We start from the raw sequence: 21,986 nt of genomic DNA, 5'->3' as shown, positions 1-21,986 counted from the left end.
TCTTTGTTACTTGAACCGGTTGCCGCGCTGCAGCACTTCGATCTTGTAGCCATCCGGATCGCAAATGAAGAAATATTTCGCGAAAGGCTGACCTTTATGGTCGGCTTCGATGATCTTGCCCGGAGACAGGCCAAGCTCGATGAAACGCTGATGTTCGGCATCCACATCGGCAACGCTGACCGCGAGATGGCCGTAGCCGTCACCCAGCGCATAGGGCACTTCGCGACCCCGGTTGACAGTCAGCTCCAGCTCGAAATCGCCTTCGGCATTGCTGAGATAGATCAGCGTGAAATTTTCGAACTCGGCACGTTCCGCAATCTCAAGCCCGAAAGCCTGCTTGTAAAACTCCACCGAACGCTTTTCTTCCAGCACCCGGACCATCGAGTGGATCAGCTTGGCCATGGTGTTTTCCTTCTGCTTCTTATCTCGTCGTCGTCCGGTTGTGCTCCGGACATTGCGGACCAACGGGATAAAGACAGAGTGCCGTGCTTTCAACCCTAAAGACGGATTAAGGAGCAGGGGAAACCGCCCGATCACGGCAAATGTGATGGCGAAACAGTTGGCGCATGACGTGGACACGCGGGCTTTCCGGTCAAAATGGCCCTCACATTTCGCCCCGCCGCTCTATCCTGAGTAGAGAACTCATGATACCGGCATATCCATGCGCCTTCTGTACCTCTGTCTTGGCTGGCTTATGGTCGCGACCGGCATCGTCGGCGCGTTTCTTCCCGTTTTGCCCACCACGCCATTTCTGCTGCTGGCGCTCTGGTGCTTTTCCCGCTCCTCACCGAAACTCGAGGCGTGGCTTCTGACCCACCCCCGATTCGGCCCGTCGCTTCGGCAATGGCGCGAACGCGGCGCAATTGCCCGCAAGGCGAAGATTGCGGCCCTGTCGGCCATGTGTGCGAGTTATGCCGCCTTCTGGTTCCTGAGCGACCCGCCGGCTCTGCGCGCGGCAATCGTTGCCGCCGTCATGCTCGGCTCTGCACTCTTCATCGTCACCCGGCCGGAAAGCTGAGGCGACATCACCTTTAGAGCCTTGTCGCATTTCCTGACGGAAAACCGGGTTCCACTTTTCCTGGAAATGCTCTAGCGATGCCTCGACTGCGGCAGCACATAAGGAATATGCCGCGCCGGCAGACGTCCGACGACGCCGCCAATGCCATAGACCCTTGCAATCGTCTCGTCGCTGATCGTATCCAGCGATGGACCGCTCGCCGTTACCCGGCCGCCATGCATGACGATAAGTTGATCGGCAAATTCTGCCGCAAGGTTGAGATCGTGCAGGATGGCAAGCACGAGACCGCCGCCAATAGCGAAATCCCGCGCCGTTTCCAGCACCGCGATCTGGTGGCCGATATCGAGACTGGCCGTCGGCTCGTCGAGAAAGAGAGCCCGCACCTCGCCGTTTTCCACGGGATGCGGCACCTGGGCGAGAGCGCGGGCAAATTGCACGCGCTGCTGCTCGCCGCCAGACAGCATGTTGTAGGAGCGCTGCTCGAACCCGCGAAGCCCCGCCCTGGCGAGCGCCCGGCGGGCCTGCTCTTCCGGCGCGCGCGACCCTTGCGCGACAGCGCCCATGCGCACGATTTCGAGCGCGGTGAAAGGAAAGGCAAGCTGGGTATTCTGCGGCAGAACGGCGCGGATGCGCGCAAGCTGAACCGGCGTAAACAACGGCAGGGCAACATCATTATAGGTCACTGAACCGGCCTCGGCACGCATCTCGCCGGACAGAACCTTCATCAGCGTCGATTTGCCGGCACCGTTCGGACCGATAATGACATTGACCTTGCCGGGCTTCAGATCGACGCAGACCTCGTCGAGCAGACGGCGGCCGGAGCGGATGAGGGTGAGGTTTTCGGCCTGGATCATGACATGTTCCGCATGGAAAATCCGCCGCGGCCAAGCAGCAGGAACAGGAAGACCGGCGCGCCGATCAGCGCGGTGACCACACCGATGGGCAATTCCGCCGGTGCCGCAACCGTGCGGGCAAAACTGTCGGCGAGAAGCAGAAGTGCGGCCCCGCCAAGTGCAGAGGCCGGCAGCAGGAAGCGGTGCGATGGGCCAATGGCAAGCCGCAGCAGATGCGGCACGACGATCCCGACAAAACCGATGGAGCCGGCAGCCGCCACGCTTGCCCCGCAGGCAGCGGCAACGGCCAGAATGACGACTCGCTTCAGCCGCTGCACGGGAATGCCCATGTGAAAGGCCGCCGCATCGCCAAGGATCAGCGCATCCAGCCCCCTTGCGACAAAGGGAATGATGGCAAGCACGACGACGATGAAGGGCAAGGTGGCGAGAACCTTGGCAGGGGTGGCCCCACCAAGCGAACCGAGAGACCAGAAGGTGATGTCGCGGAGCGCCCGGTCATCGGCCACAAAAATCATCAGGCCGGTCAGCGCACCGCTGATCGCCGCAACCGCAATGCCGGCCAGAATAAGCGTCGTCGTGGAGGTGGCGCCATCCCTTGTGGCAATGACGTAAAGCAGCCAGGTATTCAAAAGCCCGCCGAAAAACGCCATCAGCGGCAGAAAATGCGGGCCGAAAAATACGGCGACGGTTGCAAGCGCACCTTCCCCAAGAGAAATGGCCGCAACCGCAAAAAGTGCTGCACCCGAGGTGACACCGACAATGCCGGGATCGGCCAGCGGATTGCGGAAAAGACCCTGCATCATGGCGCCCGAGACGCCAAGCCCAGCACCGATCAACATGCCGAGCGCCGTGCGCGGCAGTCGCACCGCCTCGAGAATGACTTTATCACGCGCATCGAGTTGATCCGCGCTGCCAGTCAGATAGGCCCAGAGTTCGGAAATGCCCACACCCGTGGGCCCGCTGACGAGCGACACGCCGCAGGCAAACAGCAGGATGCCAACGAGCACGGCAAGGGTAACGACCCCCTGACGGGATCTGTCACCGGCAACCCTGCCCTCCGTGGAACTCAAGGCAGCAAGGCTCACGGCTTCACCACATCAGGGTAGAGCTTGTGCGCCAGTTCACGACCGGCGGCGGGCGTGCGCGGGCCAAAACCGATGAGGTAAAGCCCGTCCATGCTGATCAGCGCCTTCTCCGCAGCAGCCGGCGTGGACTGGAACGCGGGCAGCGCGAAAATCTCATCCGCCTTGCCGGCATGGTCGCCGCGCGCCATGGTCAGCACCACATCGGGCGCGGAGGCGATGACCGCCTCATCCGTCAACGGCTTGTACCCGCTGATTTCCTGCGCGGCATTGATGCCGCCGGCCATTTCGATGATCGCCGCCGCTTCGGTGCCCTTGCCCGCCGCCATGATGCGACCGCCCGCGCTGGAGAGCACGAAGAGCACACGCTTCCTGTTCTTTTCCGGCACGGCTGAGACGTCCTTGGCGAGCACATCAAGCCCGGCTTTGGTTTCCGCGGCCAATGCCTTTGCCTTGTCGGCAAGACCAACTGCCGCACCGACATCTTCGATCTTCCTGGGGATGGCGTCGCCGCTCGGCGGGGTATCGACGGTGACGAAAGGCACCGCACTGGCCTTGAGGATGGCAACGACATCCGCCGGGCCGGACCCGTCTTCAGACAGGATGAGATCGGGCTTCTGCGACAGAATGCCCTCCGACGAGAGCGCCCGCATATAGCCGATATCGGGCTTGGACAGCACGTCCGCCGGATAGCTGCTGGTGCTGTCACGCGCAACGATGCGGTCGCTCGCGCCAAGCGCATAAAGGATTTCCGTTACCGTACCGCCGACTGCAACGATGCGTTTCGCCTCCGGATTGCCCTTGTCCGAAGCTCTAGCTCCGGGCGCGGCAACGGCGATGACGGCGGGCACGAGGGCGGCGAAAACGAACGAGCGAAGGCTTAAATTCAACATGACGCTATCCTGAAACACAAGCTGGCACGGGCGGATACGGGATTGCCCATCTTATTTAACTTGAGTTATTTGCACATGTTTATAGAAGGCGCAATCGATAAGTGGAGTAAAATTGTTCGCTTTATCGTCAGCCTCTTTCCATCCACGCTTTGGCTGGATATCCTGACTGCAACTGTAAACTTAAAGGGAGACTTCCATGTTTATCGCAATGAACCGTTTTCGCGTCGTACCGGGCTATGAGGATACCTTTGAATCCATCTGGCGCGAGCGCAAATCGCACCTGAGCGAGCTGCCGGGCTATATCGAATTTCACATGCTGAAAGGCCCGAAGGCGGATGACCATACGCTCTATGCCTCGCACACCGTCTGGGCCACCAAGGACGATTTCCTGAGCTGGACCAAGTCCGAACAGTTCCGTGCCGCCCATGCCAAGGCCGGTGAGAACCGTGGCAAGGTCGAATATCTTTCCGGCCCGCATTTCGAAGGTTTTGACGTCATCATCCACGAAGACAAGAATGGCGAACGCCGTTCGATTGCCGCCTGAGGCTCGCCGATGAGCATTGCAGCCCAAAAGACCGATGACCGGCAGGCACGCGCTGCCGCAGCACTTGCCGAAAAGCCTGACGGCATCGTGGAAGCCATTGCCGCCAAGGCAGAGGTGACATCAGCCGAAGTTCTGGCGATCCTGCCGCAAGGTGCGGCCGTTTCGGCTGGTTCCGATCAGTTCGACGCGATCTGGAACGAGATGCGCGGCTGGGGCGAAGTCCTGATGATCGTCCAGACCGGCGATATCGTGCTGGAAGTGCCGGGCGACCTGCCAGAGGGCAGCGAAAGCCACGGCTGGTTCAACATCCACGGTGACAGCCCCATCGGCGGCCACATCAAGAAGGACAATTGCACCGGCATCACCTTCGTCGATCGCGGTTTTCACGGCCGACGCTCCTGTTCCGTCTGGTTCATGAATGCCGCCGGCGGTGCCATGTTCAAGATTTTCGTCCGTCGCGACGAAAACAAGGAACTGCGTGGCGATCAGCTGGCGAAGTTCGAAGCGCTGCGGGACAGTTTCCGTGGCTAAGTGAATGGGAGGCTGCTGGTGGTGGCCTCCCTCCTTCCTCATCAATCCGTGATGGCTCAGCCCCACTCGTGAGGAAACATTCACCGGTTCATCGCCCGTTCAGTGCCGTTTTTTATCATCCGCTGAAATTCGATCAGCTGCACGGAGCAAGCACCATGAACGACCGCCAGCCACTTCTTTCGCGCCGGAATTTCGCAGGGCTCCTCGCGCTTGCACCGCTTTTTGCAGCGGGCGGTGCGGCTGCCGCACCCGCAAGCCTGCGCGGCAGCGTTTCCTATCGCGAGCGGATCGCCCTGCCGCCGGGCGCGACTGTTACGGTACGCCTCATCGATGTCTCGCTGGCGGATGCGCCTTCGCAGACGATCGCCGAAACAACCATACGCCCGCGTGGGCAGGTGCCGGTACCCTTCGTTTTGCGTTATGACGACCGCGACATCCGTGGCCGCCGCTCCTATGCGCTCAGCGCCGAAATCCGAGAGGGCGACCGGCTGCTCTTCACCACCACGCGCCGTTACTCGGTTCTGGCCGGTGGGCGTGACGACACCGATCTCGTTCTGGAACGGGTGGCGGCGGCTCCAGGCAGGCCGGAGCCGCAGGCTGGCATTGAGGGGCGCTGGCTGGTGCAGGAAATCCGTGGCGAAAGGGTTCGCGGCCGCCGCGAGGCAACGCTGGAAATTTCCCGCGAGGGCCGCGTTTCCGGCAATGCCGGCTGCAACGGCATCGGCGGCGAGGTGAAGATAAGCCGCAACCGCGTCGATTTCGGCCGGATGATTTCCACCCAGATGGCCTGCGCTCCTGACATCATGCGCCAGGAAAGGCAGTTCATCGAAGCGCTTGAAGGCGCCCGCTCCTTCCGGCTCGAGCCGCGCCGAGGCACGCTGGAGTTGATCGACGGCCGCGGCCGCCCGGCCATGCGCCTGCGCCGCGCCTGAGAGCGGTAACGGCAGGCGGCAACGCCTGCCGCCGCCGTGCTGGCCGTGGAACATTCCATGTCGCTTCCGGCACGGCGCGGCCCCTTTTCCCGTTTTATGACTTTGCTGCACTCGTCTTGGCGCTTTGCTCCGCCACAGAGCTGCGCTATGGAACGCGCCAACTGCGCCGGTTCAAAGTCTTTGAGGGAAAACGAATGACAACCTATGTTCTGACAGTAGCCTGCAAATCGACCCGCGGCATCGTCGCCGCGATTTCCGGTTATCTGGCGGAAAAGGGCTGCAACATCGTCGACAGTTCGCAGTTTGACGACCTCGAGACCGGCAAGTTCTTCATGCGTGTTTCCTTCATTTCCGAAGAAGGCGCGACGATGCAGGCCATCACCGAGGGCTTTCAGCCGGTGGCGGAAAAATTCGGCATGGAAGCCCGCATCTATAGCGACGGCCAGCGCATGAAAACACTTCTGATGGTGTCCCGCTTCGGCCATTGCCTCAACGATCTGCTCTACCGCTGGAAGATCGGCGCGCTGCCGATCGATATCGTCGGCGTCGTCTCCAACCATTTCGAATATCAGAAAGTGGTGGTCAACCACGATATTCCCTTCCACCACATCAAGGTAACGAAGGAAAACAAGCCGCAGGCCGAAGCGCAGCTGATGGACCTGATCGAGACCAGCGGCACCGAACTGGTGGTGCTGGCGCGTTACATGCAGGTGCTGTCCGATAACATGTGCCGCAAGATGTCGGGCCGTATCATCAACATCCACCACTCCTTCCTGCCATCCTTCAAGGGCGCCAACCCCTACAAGCAGGCGTATGACCGCGGCGTAAAGCTGATCGGCGCGACAGCCCATTACGTCACCGCCGATCTGGACGAAGGCCCGATCATCGAGCAGGACACGGTGCGCGTCACCCATGCCCAATCTGCCGAAGACTATGTCTCTCTTGGCCGTGATGTGGAAAGCCAGGTACTGGCACGCGCCATCCATGCCCACATCCACCACCGCACTTTCATCAACGGCAACCGCACCGTAGTCTTCCCGCCAAGCCCGGGCAGCTACGCTTCGGAACGGATGGGCTAAGACGCCACGAAAACGACGCGGAATTATTTTTACCGACCGGCAACCGAGCATCCCATGTGACCGTTTCTTCACTGTAGCCCAACAGCGAGGTCTCTCACATGAAAAAACTCGTCATTGCCGGCGCCGCGTTTCTCATCGCGGCGGGGTCCAGCTTCGCCCAGCAGCCGCCACCACCGCCAGGACCAGCGGACGCTGGTTCAAGGGCGGATGCGCCGCCGCCACCTCCTCCGCCCGGCCCTGGTGGTCCGAGGGAAGCAGGCTGGCGGGACGGCCCGCATGGCAGGAGAATGCCACCCCCGCCCTCCAAGGCAGCGCATTTCAGGATTGAAGACGGCGAGCGCAAAATCGACGTCAAATGTGCCGATGACGAGCCGATGAAGGCCTGCGCTGACATCATGATGCAGCTTATCGACAAGATGAACGAATAGGACCGCGAGTCTCATCCAAGGGGACGGCGCAGCAGTGCCGCCTCAGGAAAACTCCACCCGGGCCCTTAAGCCCCGCCCTCCCGCGCCGTCCTCCAGCGTCAGTCGCCCGCCGAACAGCCCGGCGATCTCCTCGATGATCGCAAGGCCGAGGCCGGCGCCGGGGGCGGCGTTGGCTTCGCCGCGGGCGAAGCGCTGGCGCACCATGGCGCGTTTTTCCGTGGGTATGCCGGGGCCGTTATCTTCCACTTCCAGCCAGACGGCGCCCGCTTGCCTGCCGACGCGCACGGTGACTTCCGCACCACGCCCCGCGTAGTTGATGGCATTGGAAACGAGATTGCCGATCAGTTCACCGATAAGGAGCGGCTCGGCGAGAATTGTCGCTTCGCCCTCGCCTTCGAAACCGAGATCGATACCGGCGTCGGCCGCGCGTGGCACGAAATCTGCCGTCACGTTTTGCGCCACCGCCACGAGGTCGATCTGGGAAAAATCATGTTTTTCGCTCGAACCGGCGGCATCGATATTGGCCATGCGCAGCAGTTGGGCGAGGATGTGTTCGGCATGGGCCACCGAAGCGCCGCCCTTGCGCGCCGCCGCCTGCGCGTCTTCGAGACTTGCGGCGCGGGCGGAAAGCGCAAGCTGGGTGCTGATGATGGCAAGCGGCGTGCGCAATTGATGGCTGGCATTACCGGTGAAATGCCTGAGCGCATCGAGCGCCGATTGCAGCCGCACCATGAAGGAATTGACCGTTTCCACCAGATTTTCCACCTCCACCGGCACGGATTGCCGGATTGGATGCAGGTCGTTAGGGCTGCGCTCGGCAATCGCTTCGCTGAGCCGGTAAAGCGGCCGGAGCGAAATCGTCACCGCGATCCAGACAATGATCGCCGCGCCCACGATCATGAACAGCAGGCGCAAGGCCGAGCGCAGGATGATGGCCTGCGCAAGCTGGCTGCGGGCGATCGTCGTTTCAGCCACCGTCACGGAAAAGGGCACGGAATTGATGCCGGTGGAGGCAAAACGGCGGATCGCGGCGATGCGGATCGGCTCGTCACGAAACACTGCATCGCGATAGGCAGGCGTTTCTCCGGCCGGATTCTCCACCGTCGGCAGGTTCTGGTAACCGGTGAGAAATTGCCCGTTTGGCCCGTCGACACGATAAAACACCCGGTCCTGCGCCGCCGATGTCAGCATTTCCAGCGCAACATAGGGAATATCGACCTCCAGCGAGCCGTCTTCGGCCACCACCACCCGCTCGGCAATCGCAAGCGCGGAACCTGACAGCACCCGGTCGGAGACGACATTGGCCGTATTGACCGCCTCGCGCCAGGTATCAGTGAGCGCAACGCAGCCGATGATGGCGGTGGAGATGAGAAGCCAGCCTAAAAGACGCCGCCTGAGCGAATAGGCGGCCTGTCTCATTCAGCCATCTCCGGCAGCTTTTCCAGATAATAGCCGATGCCACGTGCCGTCTTCACCGTCAGCCCGTGGGGGGCAAGCCGCTTGCGCAGCCGGCTGACATATTGCTCGATGGCGTTGCCTGATATCTCGTCGTCGAAACCGGTCAGCGATTGCACGATCGCCTCCTTGGCAACCACCTTGCCCGCCCGCATGAACAGCACCTCGAGCAGCGCCACTTCACGCGCCGGAATATCGAGCGGGCGCCCATCGGCTGAAAAGGTGCGGGATGTGAGGTCGAACAGGACTTTGCCGAAGCCGAGCGTAGACGAGCGCAGGCCGGCATTGCGGCGCAGCAGCACCCGCACCCTCGCCTCAAATTCGGTGATGTCGAAGGGCTTGATCATGTAGTCGTCGGCGCCGAGATCGAGCCCCTTGACCTTCTCCTCCGGCGTGCCACGCGCCGTCAGGATCAGCACCGCCGCCTTGTCCTGGCGCGAGCGCATGGAGCGCAGCACCTCGATGCCGTCCATTTCCGGCAGGTTGAGGTCGAGAATGACGAGATCGAAATTTTCCGCCGCAATCGCAGCGTCGGCGGAAGCGCCGTCTGAAACGACATCCACGGCATAACCGCTGCCGCGCAGAAGCGCACACAGCCCTTCCGACAGCACCTGATTGTCCTCGACCAGCAAAATACGCAATTCTTCCTCCCGCAACATTGCCGAGCTTATCCAAGCCCTTGGCGCTTGTGAATGGCAAGCGCGTGCGGCATGATCTTTTCCATGCGTATCGCCGTTTTTCTCTGTCTCTGTCTTTGCATGGCCTCACCGGCGCTTGCACAAGTCGCCGTTTTCCCTGCACCATCAGGCAAGGCGGATGCGGAAACGCTGGTGGTTTATTCCTCGCTGGACGAACCGCTGGCCACGCCGATGATCGAGGGTTTCCAGAAGGCCAACCCCGATATCGCCGTCCATTACGAGGACATGCTGACCGGCGAAATCTACGATCGCATCGTGAAAGAAACCGATGCGGGCAAAAAGACCGCCGATTTCGCCTTTTCATCCGCCATGGATTTGCAGGTGAAGTTGAGCAATGACGGTTACGCCCAGCGCTCCGACCTTGCCATGAGCGCGCGCTGGCCCACCTGGGCCAACTGGCGCAACACCGCCTATGCGCTGACCTTCGAGCCGGCGGTGTTCGTGTATCACAAGCCGAGCTTCACCACCGAAAAGCCGCCCGCCACCCGTGCCGAATTCGTCGATTATCTTGAGCGCCACGCCAAGGAAGTGCATGGCCGCATCGCTACCTACGACATTGAGCGCTCCGGCGTCGGCTTCCTGTTCATGTCGCGCGATCAGGAGCAGTTCGGCGATATATGGAGCGTCATCAAGGCCATGGGCGCGGCCGGCGTGAAGGTCTATTCCACGTCATCCGCCATTCTGGAGCGTGTCTCCGACGGGCGCTTCGTGCTGGGCTACAATATTCTCGGTTCCTACGCGGCCGACTGGGCCTCGCGCCATCCCGATGTCGGTATCGTGCTGCCCAAGGACTATACCGTGGTCATGTCACGCATCGGGCTGGTGCCGGAAGCCGCCGCCAACCCGGCGCTCGGCCGCCGCTATCTCGAATTCTTCATGTCCAAGGAGGGCCAGACGATCATGGCCCGGCAATTGCAGATCCCCGCCGTCAGCCCTGACGTGGCGGGCGAAAACACCGCCAACACCATGCAGGCGATCCACGGCGCACAATTGCGCCCTGTGCCCGTCAGCCCGGGCCTGATGGTCTATCTGGATCAGGTCAAGCGCAGCCGCCTGATCGAGCGGTGGAACGAGGCGCTACGCTCGCAATAGTAGACGGCAAGCACAAATTAATAGAGAGTAAATGCGCAAGGACTTGCGGTGCGTCAGTTAGATGACAGCTTTTTATGATGCTCTGCAATCCTTCTTCATTCCGTGGAGGCGGAAGAAGATGCGGGAGGAAATCTTGAGGACCGTAGAGCTCCGCGCTGCCCTGGCAGCGTCAGGATAAGCACGGCCTGAAACTCCCTTCCGCATAAACGAAAAACGACGCCCAAAAAGGGCATCCTGAGGAGGGTTTTCTAAGTGAAACATTTTCTTATCGGCACATTTCTGGCAGGCGTGATCGCGCTTCCGGCGGTCGCAGCGGACTACACCATCATCGCGCCGGCCAATCCCGGCGGCGGCTGGGACCAGACCGCGCGTTCCCTGCAGACCGTGCTGCAGGAAGAAGGCATTTCCAAGAGCGTTCAGGTGCAGAACGTGCCAGGTGCCGGCGGCACCATCGGTCTTGCACAGTTCGCCAGCCAGCAGAAGGGCAACCCGAACGCCCTGATCGTCGGCGGTTACGTGATGGTCGGCGCGATCCTCACCAACAAGGCGCCCGTCACCCTCAAGGAAGTGACGCCAATCGCCCGCCTGACCGGTGAATATGAAGCAATCGTCGTTCCGGCATCCTCGCCGCTGAAAACCATCGGCGACCTCGTCGACCAGCTCAAAAAAGATCCGGGCAGCGTGTCCTGGGGCGGCGGCTCGGCCGGCGGCACCGATCATATCGCTGTTGGCCTGATCGCCAAGGCGGCCGGCGTCGATCCGACCAAGATCAACTACATCGCCTATTCCGGCGGCGGCGAAGCGCTTGCCTCGATCCTCGGCTCGCAGGTAACAGCCGGCATTTCGAGCTACGGCGAATTCGAAAGCCAGGTCAAGGCGGGCACGTTGCGCCTGCTGGCCGTTTCCAGCGAAGAGAAGCTGGAAGGCGTTGACGCGCCGACGCTCAAGGAAAGCGGCCTCGACGTCGTCGTGCAGAACTGGCGCATGGTCGCTGCTCCTCCCGGCCTGACGCCGGAACAGGAAAAGGCCGTCAGCGCCGATATCGAGAAGCTGGCGAAATCCGCAAAGTGGCAGGAAACGCTGAAGACCAAGAGCTGGATGGATACCTATCTTTCCGGTGACGAGTTCAAGGCGCAGCTTGCCAAGGACACCGCCGCCACCGCCGCCATCCTCAAAGAAATCGGACTGGTAAAATGAGCCAGGGTTCCAACCCTTCACAACATCAAGAGCGCCGCCCTGACTGGGCGGCGCTGGCGATCGCCGTAGCCCTCGTCCTTATCGCCTGCGTGATCTTCTGGGACAGTGCGCGTCTCGCCAGCGTCACCGGCTACTCGCCGGTCGGTCCGGCAACGGTCCCCTACGCCATCGCCTTCTGTCTTGTCGGCCTTGCGCTCTGGACGGCCATCGAAGCCTGGCGCGGTGATTTTCCTGAACGGGACAAACAGGAAGTCGCCCCGGTCATATGGGTCGTCGCCGGCCTTGCCGCGCAGATGCTGTTGCTGAACGTCGCCGGTTTCTCCATCGCTACCGGTCTGCTGTTTGCGTTTACGGCGCGCGCCTTCGGCAAACGCAAGCTCTGGTATTCGATCCCCGTCGGCATCGCTCTGAGCTTCGTCATCTGGATCATCTTTGCGCGGCTGCTGCAACTTTCTCTGCCTGCCGGGCCTCTGGAGCGGCTGTTGTTCTAACAGCCATTCCGGCCAAAATTCGAGATCACAGGAAACCGCCGGCGCGCGATGACGCAAACGCCAGCCGTTCCGCCCGCCCATCTGCTCGATTTGGGGGACATCTGTCCATGAGTACGTTTGAATTCCTGCTGCACGGTCTTGAGGTTGCTGCCCAACCCATGAACCTGCTCTATGCGCTGATCGGCGTGACACTCGGCACTGCCGTCGGCGTTCTGCCCGGCATCGGGCCGGCGCTGACGGTCGCTCTGCTTCTGCCCGTTACATACCGGCTTGATCCCGCCGGTTCGCTCATCATGTTCGCCGGCATCTATTATGGCGGCATGTATGGCGGATCGACCACCTCGATCCTGCTCAACACGCCGGGCGAAAGCGCATCGATCGTGACTGCGCTCGAAGGCAACAAGATGGCCCGTGCGGGCCGCGGCGGTCCGGCACTTGCCACCGCCGCCATCGGCTCCTTCGTCGCTGGTCTCATCGCCACCGTCGCTCTCGCCTTTGTTGCACCCTATATCGTCAAGCTGGCGCTGGTTTTCGGCCCGCGCGAATATTTCGCGCTGATGGTGCTCGCTTTTGTCACCGTCTCCTCGGCTTTCGGAGATTCGGCACTGCGCGGCCTTACCTCGCTGTTCATCGGCTTCGCGCTCGCCATCGTCGGTATCGACCAGTTGACCGGCCAGACCCGCATGAGCTTCGGCATTCCCGACCTTCTCGACGGCGTGGAAGTGACGACGCTTGCGGTGGCCATGTTCGCCATCGGCGAGACGCTGTTCATCGTTGCGCAGGGCCAGAGTGGCGACGAGAAGGTCGAAGCCGTCAAGGGTTCGGTCTGGATGAGTGCGCAGGACTGGGCGCGTTCCTGGAAGCCCTGGTTGCGCGGCACATTGATCGGTTTCCCCATTGGCGCCATGCCTGCCGGTGGTGCTGAAATCGGCACTTTCCTTTCCTATGCAACCGAAAAGCGGCTCAGCAAACATCCGGAAGAATTCGGCCATGGCGCCATCGAAGGGGTTGCCGGTCCGGAAGCCGCCAACAATGCCTCCGCTGCCGGTACGCTCGTGCCCCTCCTGACCCTCGGCCTGCCGACGACGGCAACCGCTGCCATCATGCTCGCCGGTTTCCAGCAGTTCGGTCTTCAGCCCGGCCCGTTGCTGTTTGCCACCAATCCGCAGCTGGTCTGGGGCCTTATCGCCAGCCTGTTCATTGCCAACCTGATGCTGCTGGTGCTCAATCTGCCGCTCATCGGCCTGTGGGTGAAGCTGCTGACCATCCCGAAACCCTGGCTCTATGCCGGCATCCTGCTGTTTGCGACGCTCGGCACCATCGGCGCCAACCCGTCCGTGTTCGAACTCGGCATGCTGCTCGCCTTCGGTATCCTTGGTTACATCATGCGCATCTTCGGTTATCCGATCGCGCCTGCCGTGGTCGGCCTCATCCTCGGGCCGCTTGCCGAACAGCAGCTTCGCCGTGCACTCGCCATCGGCCAGGGCGACCCGACCGTGCTGCTCACCTCACCGATTGCCGTCGGCCTGTTCCTTGTCGCAGCCGCCGCCTTCATCGTCCCGCTCATCATGCGCATCCGCGGCCGCGGCGAGGTGCTGACGCAGCTTGCCGCCAACGAGGACTGATAACAAACAGCCTCCCAAGGCAACTGGCCCCGTCTCCTTCCGGATGCGGGGCCCTTTTTATTCACGGCAACGGGATGTGTGGCGCAGGCACGGCCGTGATAGTATTCCTGTCCAACGCAGGAGAAAAACATGCGCAAGATCGCGATCATGCTGGTTCTGGGCCTTGCCGGCTGCGCCACCGCGGCACCCGACGTGCAACCCATTCCGGGCAGCATCACCTATGGCGGACAACCCCATACCAAATTGACCAAGTCACCCATCGGCAGCACGCTCAGCCACGAATTCGTCATGGGCGATGGCCGGCTGGCGATTGAAACCTACCGCATCCAGCCTGACCGGTCGCTGAAACTGGAAAGACGCGAGATCGTCGGCGACTGGCCGCCGAATTGAAAGAAGATACGGCCCCTGATGTGGCTCCGGGGTTTGCTTCCGGTGCCACACACATTTCCCGCTCACGGCAATTCAGAACCATTCTAAAACATATTTTTGATTTCCGCATACCTTGCCAATAAAGCTGACAGCGAACATCAAGTTACGCCTGCGGGATCCGCTTCCGCAGGGTCAAGAACCATATTGCAAGGGACATATCCGTGGCCATCAACTTCACCTTCCCCGTTCGGCTGCTGGCAGCAGCGGCCTTCAGCCTTGGCGCGATGACCGCAGGCGCTGAGGAAATGACGATCAAGCACGCGCAGGGCGAGACCGTTCTGAAAGCCGCGCCGAAAAAGGTTCTGGTTCTGGATATCCCCTCGCTCGACAATCTCGATGCGATGGGCGTCGAGCCAGCTGGTGTCCTTGGTTCCAACCTGCCGACCTATCTCCAAAAATATGCCGATGGCAAATATCTGAAGGTCGGCACGCTGTTCGAACCCGATTACGAGGCGATCAATGCGGCAGAAGCCGATCTCGTCATCGTCGGCGGCCGTTCGCGTGCGAAATATCCCGATGTTGCGAAGATCACCCCCGCCATCGACATGTCGATCGATTCCAAGGAATTCATCGCGAGCGTCAAAGCCAATATCACCAAGCTCGGCGATATCTTCGGCAAGCAGGAAGAAGCAAAGAAGCTCGACGCCTCCATTGACGAGAAGGTCGCAAAGCTGAAGGCCATCGCGCCGAATTCCGGCACGGCGATGATCCTCGTCACCAATGCCGGCAAGGTCGGTGTTTACGGCCCAAGCTCGCGCACCGGCTGGCTGCACACGGAAATCGGCTTCAAGCCGGTCGCTCCTGATATCGACGACCGCTTCGACCGGGGCGATGTCGTGTCCTTCGAATATCTGGCAGAGGTCAATCCCGAATGGCTGTTCGTGATTGACCGCGATGCCGGCATCGGCCGCGCAACGGACCCAGGCAAGGCCGCCGCCCAGGTGCTGGACAACGAACTGATCCACCAGACCAACGCCTGGAAGAAAAAGCAGATCGTCTATCTCGACCCGCAGGCGGCCTATATCGTCAGCAGCGGTTATACGGCGCTCACCACCTTGCTTGATCAGGTCTACGAGGCCGTGTCCGAGAAGAAGTCGTAAAAACTGCCTTCGCGACGTCATCCCCGGGCTTCTCCCGAGGATGACGAAGGAGAGGTTCAGTCCTCCGGGCAATCTGCGAGGTCGAAGCGAGCCATCACCATTTTCGAAAAACCACTGACGTGAAATCCCTGTCCCTCATCCTCGCCCTCCTTCTGGCGCTGACACTCGCCATCGTCAGCCTGTTCGTCGGCGTGAGCAACGTCTCGCTGGCGACGCTTTTTGCACCGGATACGAGCGCGGATGCACTGCGCGTGCTCCTCGTCAGCCGCATTCCGCGCACGCTGGCGCTCATACTGGCCGGAAGCTCGATGGCGATTGCCGGTCTCATCATGCAGATGCTGGTGCGCAACCGCTTCGTGGAGCCTTCGACGGCTGGCACCACCGAATCCGCCGGCCTTGGCCTGCTCACCGTCACCCTGCTTGCCCCGGAAACGCCGATCTTCGGCAAGATGCTGGTGGCGGCCGCTTTCGCGCTGGCTGGAACCGCACTTTTCCTGCGTATTCTGCGGCAGGTGCCGCTGCGCGATGTGCTGCTGGTGCCGCTGATTGGCATCATGCTGGGCGGCGTCATTTCTGCCGTCACCACTTTCTTCGCCTATCGTTTCGATCTGCTGCAATCGCTCGGCGCGTGGATGACCGGGGATTTTTCCGGCGTGCTGCGTGGCCGCTATGAATTGCTGTGGATCGGCTTCGTTTTCGCCATCGCCGCCTATCTCGCCGCCGACCGTTTCACGGTGGCAGGCATGGGGCGCGACTTTACCACCAATCTCGGCCTGAACTACCGCCGGGTAATGGCGCTCGGCCTCACCATTGTCTCGCTGGTCAGTGCCGTCGTCGTCGTGACCGTCGGCATGATCCCTTTTCTCGGCCTGATTGTGCCGAATGTGGTCAGCCTGATGATCGGCGATAATATGCGCCGTTCCGTGCCCTGGGTGGCGACGCTTGGCGCGGTCTTCGTTCTTGCCTGCGACATCATCGGCAGAACGGTGCGCGCGCCCTATGAGATACCGATCGGAACCGTGGTCGGCGTCATCGGCAGCGCGTTGTTCCTCTATCTCCTGCTCCGGAAACGCCACCATGCATGAGAGACATCCCGACCGGCGCGCGAAACTCGTGCTGCTGATGCTTCTCGCACTGGCGCTCATCTCCATGGCTGCCTTCATGACGCTCGGTGCAAAGGGCAGTTGGAGCTTCATCCTGCCGTTTCGCGGCATCAAGCTTCTGTCGCTGCTGTTGGTGGCCTATGCCATCGCCGTTTCGACGGTATTGTTCCAGACGGTCACCACCAACCGCATTCTCACCCCTTCGGTGATGGGTTTCGATTCGCTCTATGTGCTGGTGCAGACGGCGCTGATCTTCGTGTTTGGCTCGGCAACCGTGGTGATGATCGATCCGCAACTGAAGTTTCTTGCCGAAACCGCGCTGCTCGTCACCTTCTCCGCCCTGCTCTACCGCTGGCTTTTCGTCGGCGCGGAACGCAGCCTGCATCTTCTGGTGCTGGTCGGCATCGTCTTCGGCGTGTTCTTTCGCAGCCTCTCGGGCTTCATGCAGCGCGTGCTGGACCCCAATGAATATGCGGTGCTGCAGGATGTGCTGTTCGCCAGCTTCAATTCCATCGATCCCACCCTTCTTGCGGTATCAGCCATCATCGTCGGCGTGGTGACGATTATAGGGTTGCGGCTCCTGCACACGCTCGACGTTCTTTCGCTCGGCCGCGCAACGGCCATCAGCCTTGGCGTGGACTACAAGCGAACGGTGACGATCATCCTCGTGCTGGTCTCCGTTCTCGTTGCCGTTTCCACCGCACTCGTCGGCCCTGTCATGTTCTTCGGGCTGCTGGTTGCGGCGCTGGCCCATTATCTCACAGGCAACGGCAAACATGCCTATGTGCTGCCGGCTGCAATCCTCATCGCCATCATCTGCCTGGTCGGCGGTCAGGTGGTGCTGGAGCGGATCTTCGCCTTCAACACGGCGCTTTCCATCATCATCGAATTTCTGGGCGGCATCGTCTTTATCGGTCTTATTCTCAAGCGGGGTGCGCGATGATCATCGCCAGTCAGATCAGCAAATCCTATGGCGACACGGTTGTTGTCGATGGCGTCTCCGTCGCCATTCCGGCAGGCGGCGTCACCTCCATCATCGGGCCGAACGGGGCGGGAAAATCCACGCTGCTCTCCATCGTGGCACGGCTGATGTCCATGGATGCGGGAACCGTGACGGTGGACGGGCTGGATGTGACCAAGACCCCTTCCGACACGCTGGCAAAACGGCTCTCGATCCTCAGGCAAGACAACCACATCTCGTCACGCCTGACGGTGCGCGATCTCGTCGGTTTTGGACGTTATCCCTATTCGAAGGGCCGTCCCACCATCGAGGACAAGGTCCATATCGACCGGGCGCTGGAATATCTCCATCTCGAAACCCTTTCCGGCCGCTTTCTCGACGAGCTTTCCGGCGGCCAGCGTCAGCGCGCCTTCGTGGCCATGGTTCTGTGTCAGGACACGGACTATGTGCTCCTGGACGAGCCGCTCAACAATCTCGACATGAAACACGCCTCAAGCATGATGAAGATCATGCGTCGCGCCGCCGACGAGCTGAAGAAGACCGTGGTTCTGGTGCTGCACGACATCAACTTCGCCTCCTGGTACTCCGACACCATCATCGCCATGCGTGATGGCCGAATCTGCCGCCAGGGACCGGCGGAACAGATTATCCGTCCGGAGGTTCTGCGGGAAATCTACGACATGACCATCAGTGTCAACGACATAGACGGTCGACGCATCTGTCTGTTTTATGAGTGAGATACGACGATTGCAGAGGTTTTTTGCCATTGCCGTCCGAGCGACGGAACAGGGCAACCGGCCAGGGCGTTAATCGGCGGAGATTTTGCCAAACGGCATTCCGTCCGCAACGTCAGGAGACATCGATGAAGACGCACAAGACGAAGAACGACCTGCCTTCCAACGCCAAATCAACGGTGATGGGTATTCTGAACGAATCGCTCGCTTCGGTGATCGACCTTGCACTGGTGACCAAGCAGGCGCATTGGAACCTGAAAGGTCCGCAATTCATCGCCGTGCACGAACTTCTCGACACCTTCCGCGCCCAGCTCGACAATCACGGCGATACCATTGCCGAACGCGTGGTGCAGCTTGGCGGCACGGCCCTCGGTAGCCTGCAATCCGTCTCTTCGACGACCAAGCTCAAGGCCTATCCGACCGATATCTACAAGATCCACGATCATTTGGACGAACTGATCGCCCGTTATGGCGACGTGGCCAACATGATCCGCAAGGCTATCGATGATTCCGACGAGGCCGGCGACCCGACGACAGCGGATATCTTCACCGCCGCCTCGCGCGATCTCGACAAGGCGCTGTGGTTCCTCGAGGCGCACGTTCAGGAAAAGAGCTGACCCGCAACGCGGCTACCGACACCACACACACGAAAGCGCCCGAGATGCCCGGGCGCTTTTTTTATGAAATGGCGCAATCAGTGCCGACGTAAAACCGCAAGACCGATGTCGCGCAACATCTCATGATCGAGAATGCCGCGCTGGGCGCTACGGATCAAAACCGCCGCGCACTCGTTGGCGACGTGGCTACAGCGATCTTGAAGGCACTCGAAACATACGCCGTCGAAAATATTCTGCAGATCAGTGATCTGCTGGGGCGACAATTGTGCGCCGACTCTTTCAAAAGCTGCATACGACAAGGCTCATCCTCCCGATGATGACATGCCAAGTATCGTTTCTTTGTTTGTGGACATGAAATTTGTACACCCGAACGAATCACTTGTCGAATCAGATTTTAACCAAATGTAAACAGGTTATTTTTTGGCCATCCGGCCGGTTGTGTGCTTTTACAACCCAAATAAAGGCCAGCTGAAACAATACCTTCGCCCGCCAACACCCTTTTTTACGACGCATCGGCCCGGCCGTTTTGAATAAACCCACAGGCCAGACGGATTTCCACCGAAACCGCAAAAGAAACTGTTGCATTCCAAAAACGATTGAGCGATATAGCACCCGTCGCCACGCTTTGGCGGCCCGCGGTCCAGCGAACTACCCCGGACCAGCGGTTTTTGAGCGGGTGTAGCTCAGGGGTAGAGCACAACCTTGCCAAGGTTGGGGTCGAGGGTTCAAATCCCTTCGCCCGCTCCAGTTTTACCTGGAAAACGTCGGGAATGTCAAAGCGCTTACAGGCACCGCCCTGATTTTGCCGCCGGTCCCAGATAGCTCCCCTTCAACCGAAGCCTACCCGCATGTTCTGGGCCGATCTGACGCCCAACCATAGTCCCGTGCCCTAGATACCAAACTTATTCGCTTCGGGAAGGCGTTTGCGGACGTGCAAGACATGACAGCCGATTTGGATTCTCATGAGAATTAGTCAGTATTAAATACTATTCTTATTTAATATAAGAGTACAGTATCTTATTATAAGATACGTAATTACTAATAATAAATAATTATTTCTTAAATTTGTAAGTATAATCATCACCGGAAAAGCGCATGATGCCGAAATATGACCCATGAAGGGCTCGATTTTCTTGTGGGAGCCATAACGATGAGAAATATTCCCGTTGTCGGAAAGTTTTTGACGGTATTTGCGCTATTCGGCGTATGTGCAATCCTGATTGCGGCCTACTCCGCCATACAGATCAAATCGATCGATGGAAGTTATAGTGATCTTATTGCTCGTGACAGCGCAGCGGCCTTGAATTTGGCGCTCGCGAACAAGGAACTGCTGAACGGGCGTGCGGCTCTGGCCGATATGATGATCGCCTTTACGGAACAGGGTAATGCCGCTGCCGAAGCTGAGGTGAAGGCCACACGCGACAAGTTCATGGTATCGATGGATGGAGCCATCGCCAATATCCCCGAAGACAACCGCCTGCGCGTACTCAAGGACGACGTGACGACGCTCTATGATGTGACGTGCAAGAACGCCTGGCACCTGGGACGAACCGCATCAACCGTGGATGAGGCACTTGCGTCGCAAAAAGCGTTTGGCACCGAGTGCCAGCCAGTCTTTGCCAAGATCGGCGCGAAACTTACGCAGATAGCCACTGATATTTCGAACCGTAGCGCCAAGCAGAGCGATGATCTGAGCGACATAAGCCAACGGACTGCAATGATTACCGTCGCGGCGGTCGTCCTCGGCTTCATCACTGTCGTCGTCATCGGATATTTCGCGATCAGCAGCTGGCTTGTCACGCCGATCCGCGGTCTTGTCGGCACCATGCAAACGCTTGCGGAGGGTAACCTGTCCGTCAATGTCGAGGGAACGGACCGGCGCGACGAGGTCGGCACGATGGCAAAGGCGGTTGAGGTCTTCAAGGATAACGAATTAAAGGCCCGCCGGCTGGAAGCAGATGCGGCGCAGGCGCGTAACCAGTCCGAGGCAGAGCGTCAAAGAACCGCCGAAATTGATCGCAGGCGCGCCGCCGAAATGGCGGAAGCAACCAGCGGCCTTGCCGAAGGTCTGAAGCATATGGCCAATGGCGACCTGTCCTACCAGCTGAAAACGCCTTTCTCCGCAGAATTCGAAAGCCTGCGTGCGGACTTCAATATCGCCGTAAACCAGCTTAGCAAAACACTGCTGTCCGTTGCCGATGTAACGGCCACGATCGACAACGGCTCTCGCGAGTTGAGTTCGAGTGCGAGCGACCTGTCGCAACGCACGGAAACCCAAGCCGCATCGCTGGAAGAAACAGCCGCAGCGCTCGACCAGATAACCAGCAACGTCAGCAATTCGACCAGACGGACTGAGGAGGCGCGGATCGTGGCGGTCGAGGCCAACAGATCCGCGCAGACATCCGGTCAGGTCGTCGCAACTGCGGTCGATGCCATGAAGCGCATAGAAAGCTCTTCAAGCCAGATTTCCAACATCATAGGCGTCATCGACGAGATTGCCTTCCAGACCAATCTTCTGGCACTCAACGCCGGCGTCGAGGCGGCCCGTGCGGGCGAGGCAGGCAAGGGCTTTGCGGTTGTGGCACAGGAAGTGCGTGAATTGGCCCAGCGCTCGGCGCAAGCGGCCAAGGAAATCAAGGAGCTTATCCGCAACTCCGCCGACGAAGTGCAGAACGGCGTGAAACTCGTGACCGCAACCGGCGGCGCCCTGAAGATCATTGAAAGTCACGTCATCGCCATCAATACACAACTCGACGCCATCGCGACATCCGCAAGGGAACAGTCGGTCGGGTTGGCCGAGGTCAACAGCGCGGTGAACCAGATGGACCAGGTCACGCAGCACAATGCCGCGATGGTCGAAAGGGCGACGGCCTCCAGCGCATCGCTTGCCGGTGATGCCGAAAAACTCCGCCAGATCGTCGGCCAGTTCAAGCTGGATGGCGCAATGGCCAGCACCAGCACGGCTAGAACCGCATATAAGCCTTCAGCGCCGGTGCGAGTTGCGGACAACGCACAGCCGAGACCATCCCCGGCGCGTCGCATGATCGGCCAGGTGGCCGCAGCGCTCGGCGTATCCACGGCCTCGAAAGATCAGACATGGGGCGAATTCTGATCCACTCTCTC

24 protein-coding genes and 1 tRNA gene are annotated in these 21,986 nt (G+C 60.2%); 18 read left to right on the top strand and 7 right to left on the bottom strand.

The annotated features are described in order from the left end of the window. Positions 1-6: 6 nt before the first annotated feature. Positions 7-402 carry a VOC family protein gene (locus F617_RS0108895; RefSeq protein ID WP_003514001.1) on the bottom strand — a complete coding sequence of 132 codons (396 nt, stop codon included), beginning with the start codon at positions 400-402 and terminating at the stop codon, positions 7-9. A 259-nt stretch (positions 403-661) separates the two neighbouring features. Here F617_RS0108895 and F617_RS0108890 point away from each other — a divergent pair, with 259 nt between their 5' ends. Then, a complete protein-coding gene (locus F617_RS0108890) occupies positions 662-1,018 on the top strand; it encodes a YbaN family protein (RefSeq protein ID WP_003514002.1) in 357 nt (118 codons plus the stop codon). Positions 1,019-1,089: 71 nt separating this feature from the next. Here F617_RS0108890 and F617_RS0108885 read toward each other — a convergent pair whose 3' ends face one another. From F617_RS0108885 to F617_RS0108875, 3 genes are read right to left on the bottom strand one after another with little or no spacing between them, the layout of a single operon-like run. After that, the gene (locus F617_RS0108885; RefSeq protein WP_019565087.1) at positions 1,090-1,872 is read right to left on the bottom strand and encodes a heme ABC transporter ATP-binding protein; all 783 of its coding nucleotides are present in this window, start codon (positions 1,870-1,872) and stop codon (positions 1,090-1,092) included. Next, complete coding sequence (locus F617_RS0108880; protein WP_019565086.1) at positions 1,869-2,957, bottom strand: iron ABC transporter permease; 1,089 nt, start codon at positions 2,955-2,957, stop codon at positions 1,869-1,871. Before F617_RS0108880 ends, F617_RS0108885 begins: the two co-directional genes overlap by 4 nt. After that, the gene (locus tag F617_RS0108875; protein WP_003514008.1) at positions 2,954-3,847 is read right to left on the bottom strand and encodes a hemin ABC transporter substrate-binding protein; all 894 of its coding nucleotides are present in this window, start codon (positions 3,845-3,847) and stop codon (positions 2,954-2,956) included. Before F617_RS0108875 ends, F617_RS0108880 begins: the two co-directional genes overlap by 4 nt. Positions 3,848-4,043: 196 nt before the next feature. Between F617_RS0108875 and F617_RS0108870 the strand changes: the two genes are divergently transcribed. From F617_RS0108870 to F617_RS0108850, 5 genes are all read left to right on the top strand, one after another. Then, positions 4,044-4,391 carry an antibiotic biosynthesis monooxygenase gene (locus tag F617_RS0108870; protein ID WP_003514016.1) on the top strand — a complete coding sequence of 116 codons (348 nt, stop codon included), beginning with the start codon at positions 4,044-4,046 and terminating at the stop codon, positions 4,389-4,391. A 9-nt stretch (positions 4,392-4,400) separates the two neighbouring features. Continuing rightward, positions 4,401-4,922, top strand: a complete 522-nt coding sequence (gene hutX, locus F617_RS0108865) for a heme utilization cystosolic carrier protein HutX (RefSeq protein WP_019565085.1) — start codon at positions 4,401-4,403, stop codon at positions 4,920-4,922. Positions 4,923-5,077: 155 nt separating this feature from the next. Continuing rightward, positions 5,078-5,854, top strand: coding sequence for a YbaY family lipoprotein (locus tag F617_RS0108860; protein WP_019565084.1), 777 nt, complete (start codon positions 5,078-5,080; stop codon positions 5,852-5,854). A 194-nt stretch (positions 5,855-6,048) separates the two neighbouring features. Further along, positions 6,049-6,933, top strand: coding sequence for a formyltetrahydrofolate deformylase (gene purU, locus F617_RS0108855; RefSeq protein WP_003514019.1), 885 nt, complete (start codon positions 6,049-6,051; stop codon positions 6,931-6,933). Between the two features lie 98 nt (positions 6,934-7,031). Further along, positions 7,032-7,361, top strand: a complete 330-nt coding sequence (locus F617_RS0108850) for a hypothetical protein (RefSeq protein ID WP_026330749.1) — start codon at positions 7,032-7,034, stop codon at positions 7,359-7,361. Positions 7,362-7,403: 42 nt separating this feature from the next. Here the strand turns inward: F617_RS0108850 and F617_RS0108845 are convergent, their stop codons facing one another. Next, positions 7,404-8,780, bottom strand: a complete 1,377-nt coding sequence (locus F617_RS0108845; RefSeq protein ID WP_019565082.1) for a sensor histidine kinase — start codon at positions 8,778-8,780, stop codon at positions 7,404-7,406. Further along, complete coding sequence (locus F617_RS0108840) at positions 8,777-9,457, bottom strand: response regulator transcription factor (protein ID WP_025594373.1); 681 nt, start codon at positions 9,455-9,457, stop codon at positions 8,777-8,779. Before F617_RS0108840 ends, F617_RS0108845 begins: the two co-directional genes overlap by 4 nt. Before the next feature lie 69 nt (positions 9,458-9,526). On the opposite strand from F617_RS0108840, the gene F617_RS0108835 reads away from it, so the two are divergent. From F617_RS0108835 to dps, 10 genes are all read left to right on the top strand, one after another. Next, on the top strand, positions 9,527-10,606 hold the full coding sequence (locus F617_RS0108835) for an ABC transporter substrate-binding protein (protein WP_019565081.1): 1,080 nt from the start codon (positions 9,527-9,529) through the stop codon (positions 10,604-10,606). A gap of 252 nt (positions 10,607-10,858) precedes the next feature. After that, positions 10,859-11,803: a tripartite tricarboxylate transporter substrate binding protein gene (locus F617_RS0108830; protein ID WP_019565080.1), complete on the top strand. Its 945-nt coding sequence runs from the start codon at positions 10,859-10,861 to the stop codon at positions 11,801-11,803. Further along, positions 11,800-12,294, top strand: coding sequence for a tripartite tricarboxylate transporter TctB family protein (locus F617_RS0108825; RefSeq protein ID WP_019565079.1), 495 nt, complete (start codon positions 11,800-11,802; stop codon positions 12,292-12,294). Before F617_RS0108830 ends, F617_RS0108825 begins: the two co-directional genes overlap by 4 nt. Before the next feature lie 107 nt (positions 12,295-12,401). Continuing rightward, positions 12,402-13,919, top strand: a complete 1,518-nt coding sequence (locus F617_RS0108820; protein ID WP_003514036.1) for a tripartite tricarboxylate transporter permease — start codon at positions 12,402-12,404, stop codon at positions 13,917-13,919. Positions 13,920-14,048: 129 nt separating this feature from the next. After that, positions 14,049-14,309, top strand: coding sequence for a hypothetical protein (locus F617_RS0108815; RefSeq protein WP_003514037.1), 261 nt, complete (start codon positions 14,049-14,051; stop codon positions 14,307-14,309). A 200-nt stretch (positions 14,310-14,509) separates the two neighbouring features. Next, complete coding sequence (locus F617_RS0108810) at positions 14,510-15,448, top strand: siderophore ABC transporter substrate-binding protein (RefSeq protein WP_013636756.1); 939 nt, start codon at positions 14,510-14,512, stop codon at positions 15,446-15,448. Positions 15,449-15,567: 119 nt separating this feature from the next. After that, on the top strand, positions 15,568-16,533 hold the full coding sequence (locus F617_RS0108805; protein WP_013636757.1) for an ABC transporter permease: 966 nt from the start codon (positions 15,568-15,570) through the stop codon (positions 16,531-16,533). Further along, positions 16,526-17,494: an iron chelate uptake ABC transporter family permease subunit gene (locus F617_RS0108800; protein ID WP_019565078.1), complete on the top strand. Its 969-nt coding sequence runs from the start codon at positions 16,526-16,528 to the stop codon at positions 17,492-17,494. Before F617_RS0108805 ends, F617_RS0108800 begins: the two co-directional genes overlap by 8 nt. After that, positions 17,491-18,249, top strand: a complete 759-nt coding sequence (locus tag F617_RS0108795) for an ABC transporter ATP-binding protein (protein WP_019565077.1) — start codon at positions 17,491-17,493, stop codon at positions 18,247-18,249. The genes F617_RS0108800 and F617_RS0108795 overlap by 4 nt, the downstream gene beginning before the upstream one ends. Positions 18,250-18,374: 125 nt before the next feature. Further along, entirely contained in the window at positions 18,375-18,863 is a 489-nt protein-coding gene (dps, locus tag F617_RS0108790; RefSeq protein ID WP_003514046.1) for a DNA starvation/stationary phase protection protein Dps, read from the top strand. A 77-nt stretch (positions 18,864-18,940) separates the two neighbouring features. Here dps and F617_RS0108785 read toward each other — a convergent pair whose 3' ends face one another. After that, complete coding sequence (locus F617_RS0108785) at positions 18,941-19,162, bottom strand: hypothetical protein (protein ID WP_013636760.1); 222 nt, start codon at positions 19,160-19,162, stop codon at positions 18,941-18,943. Positions 19,163-19,535: 373 nt separating this feature from the next. Here F617_RS0108785 and F617_RS0108780 point away from each other — a divergent pair. Further along, positions 19,536-19,610: transfer RNA gene (locus F617_RS0108780), tRNA-Gly, on the top strand. 403 nt (positions 19,611-20,013) lie between these two features. Then, the gene (locus tag F617_RS0108775; RefSeq protein WP_026330748.1) at positions 20,014-21,975 is read left to right on the top strand and encodes a methyl-accepting chemotaxis protein; all 1,962 of its coding nucleotides are present in this window, start codon (positions 20,014-20,016) and stop codon (positions 21,973-21,975) included. The last annotated feature ends 11 nt before the right edge of the window (positions 21,976-21,986 follow it).

It is taken from the genome of Agrobacterium sp. 10MFCol1.1 (genome assembly GCF_000381165.1).
Lineage (GTDB): Bacteria > Pseudomonadota > Alphaproteobacteria > Rhizobiales > Rhizobiaceae > Agrobacterium > Agrobacterium tumefaciens.
The sequence above is the reverse complement of the archived record's forward strand: the minus strand, read 5'-3'. Positions and strand labels throughout refer to the sequence as shown.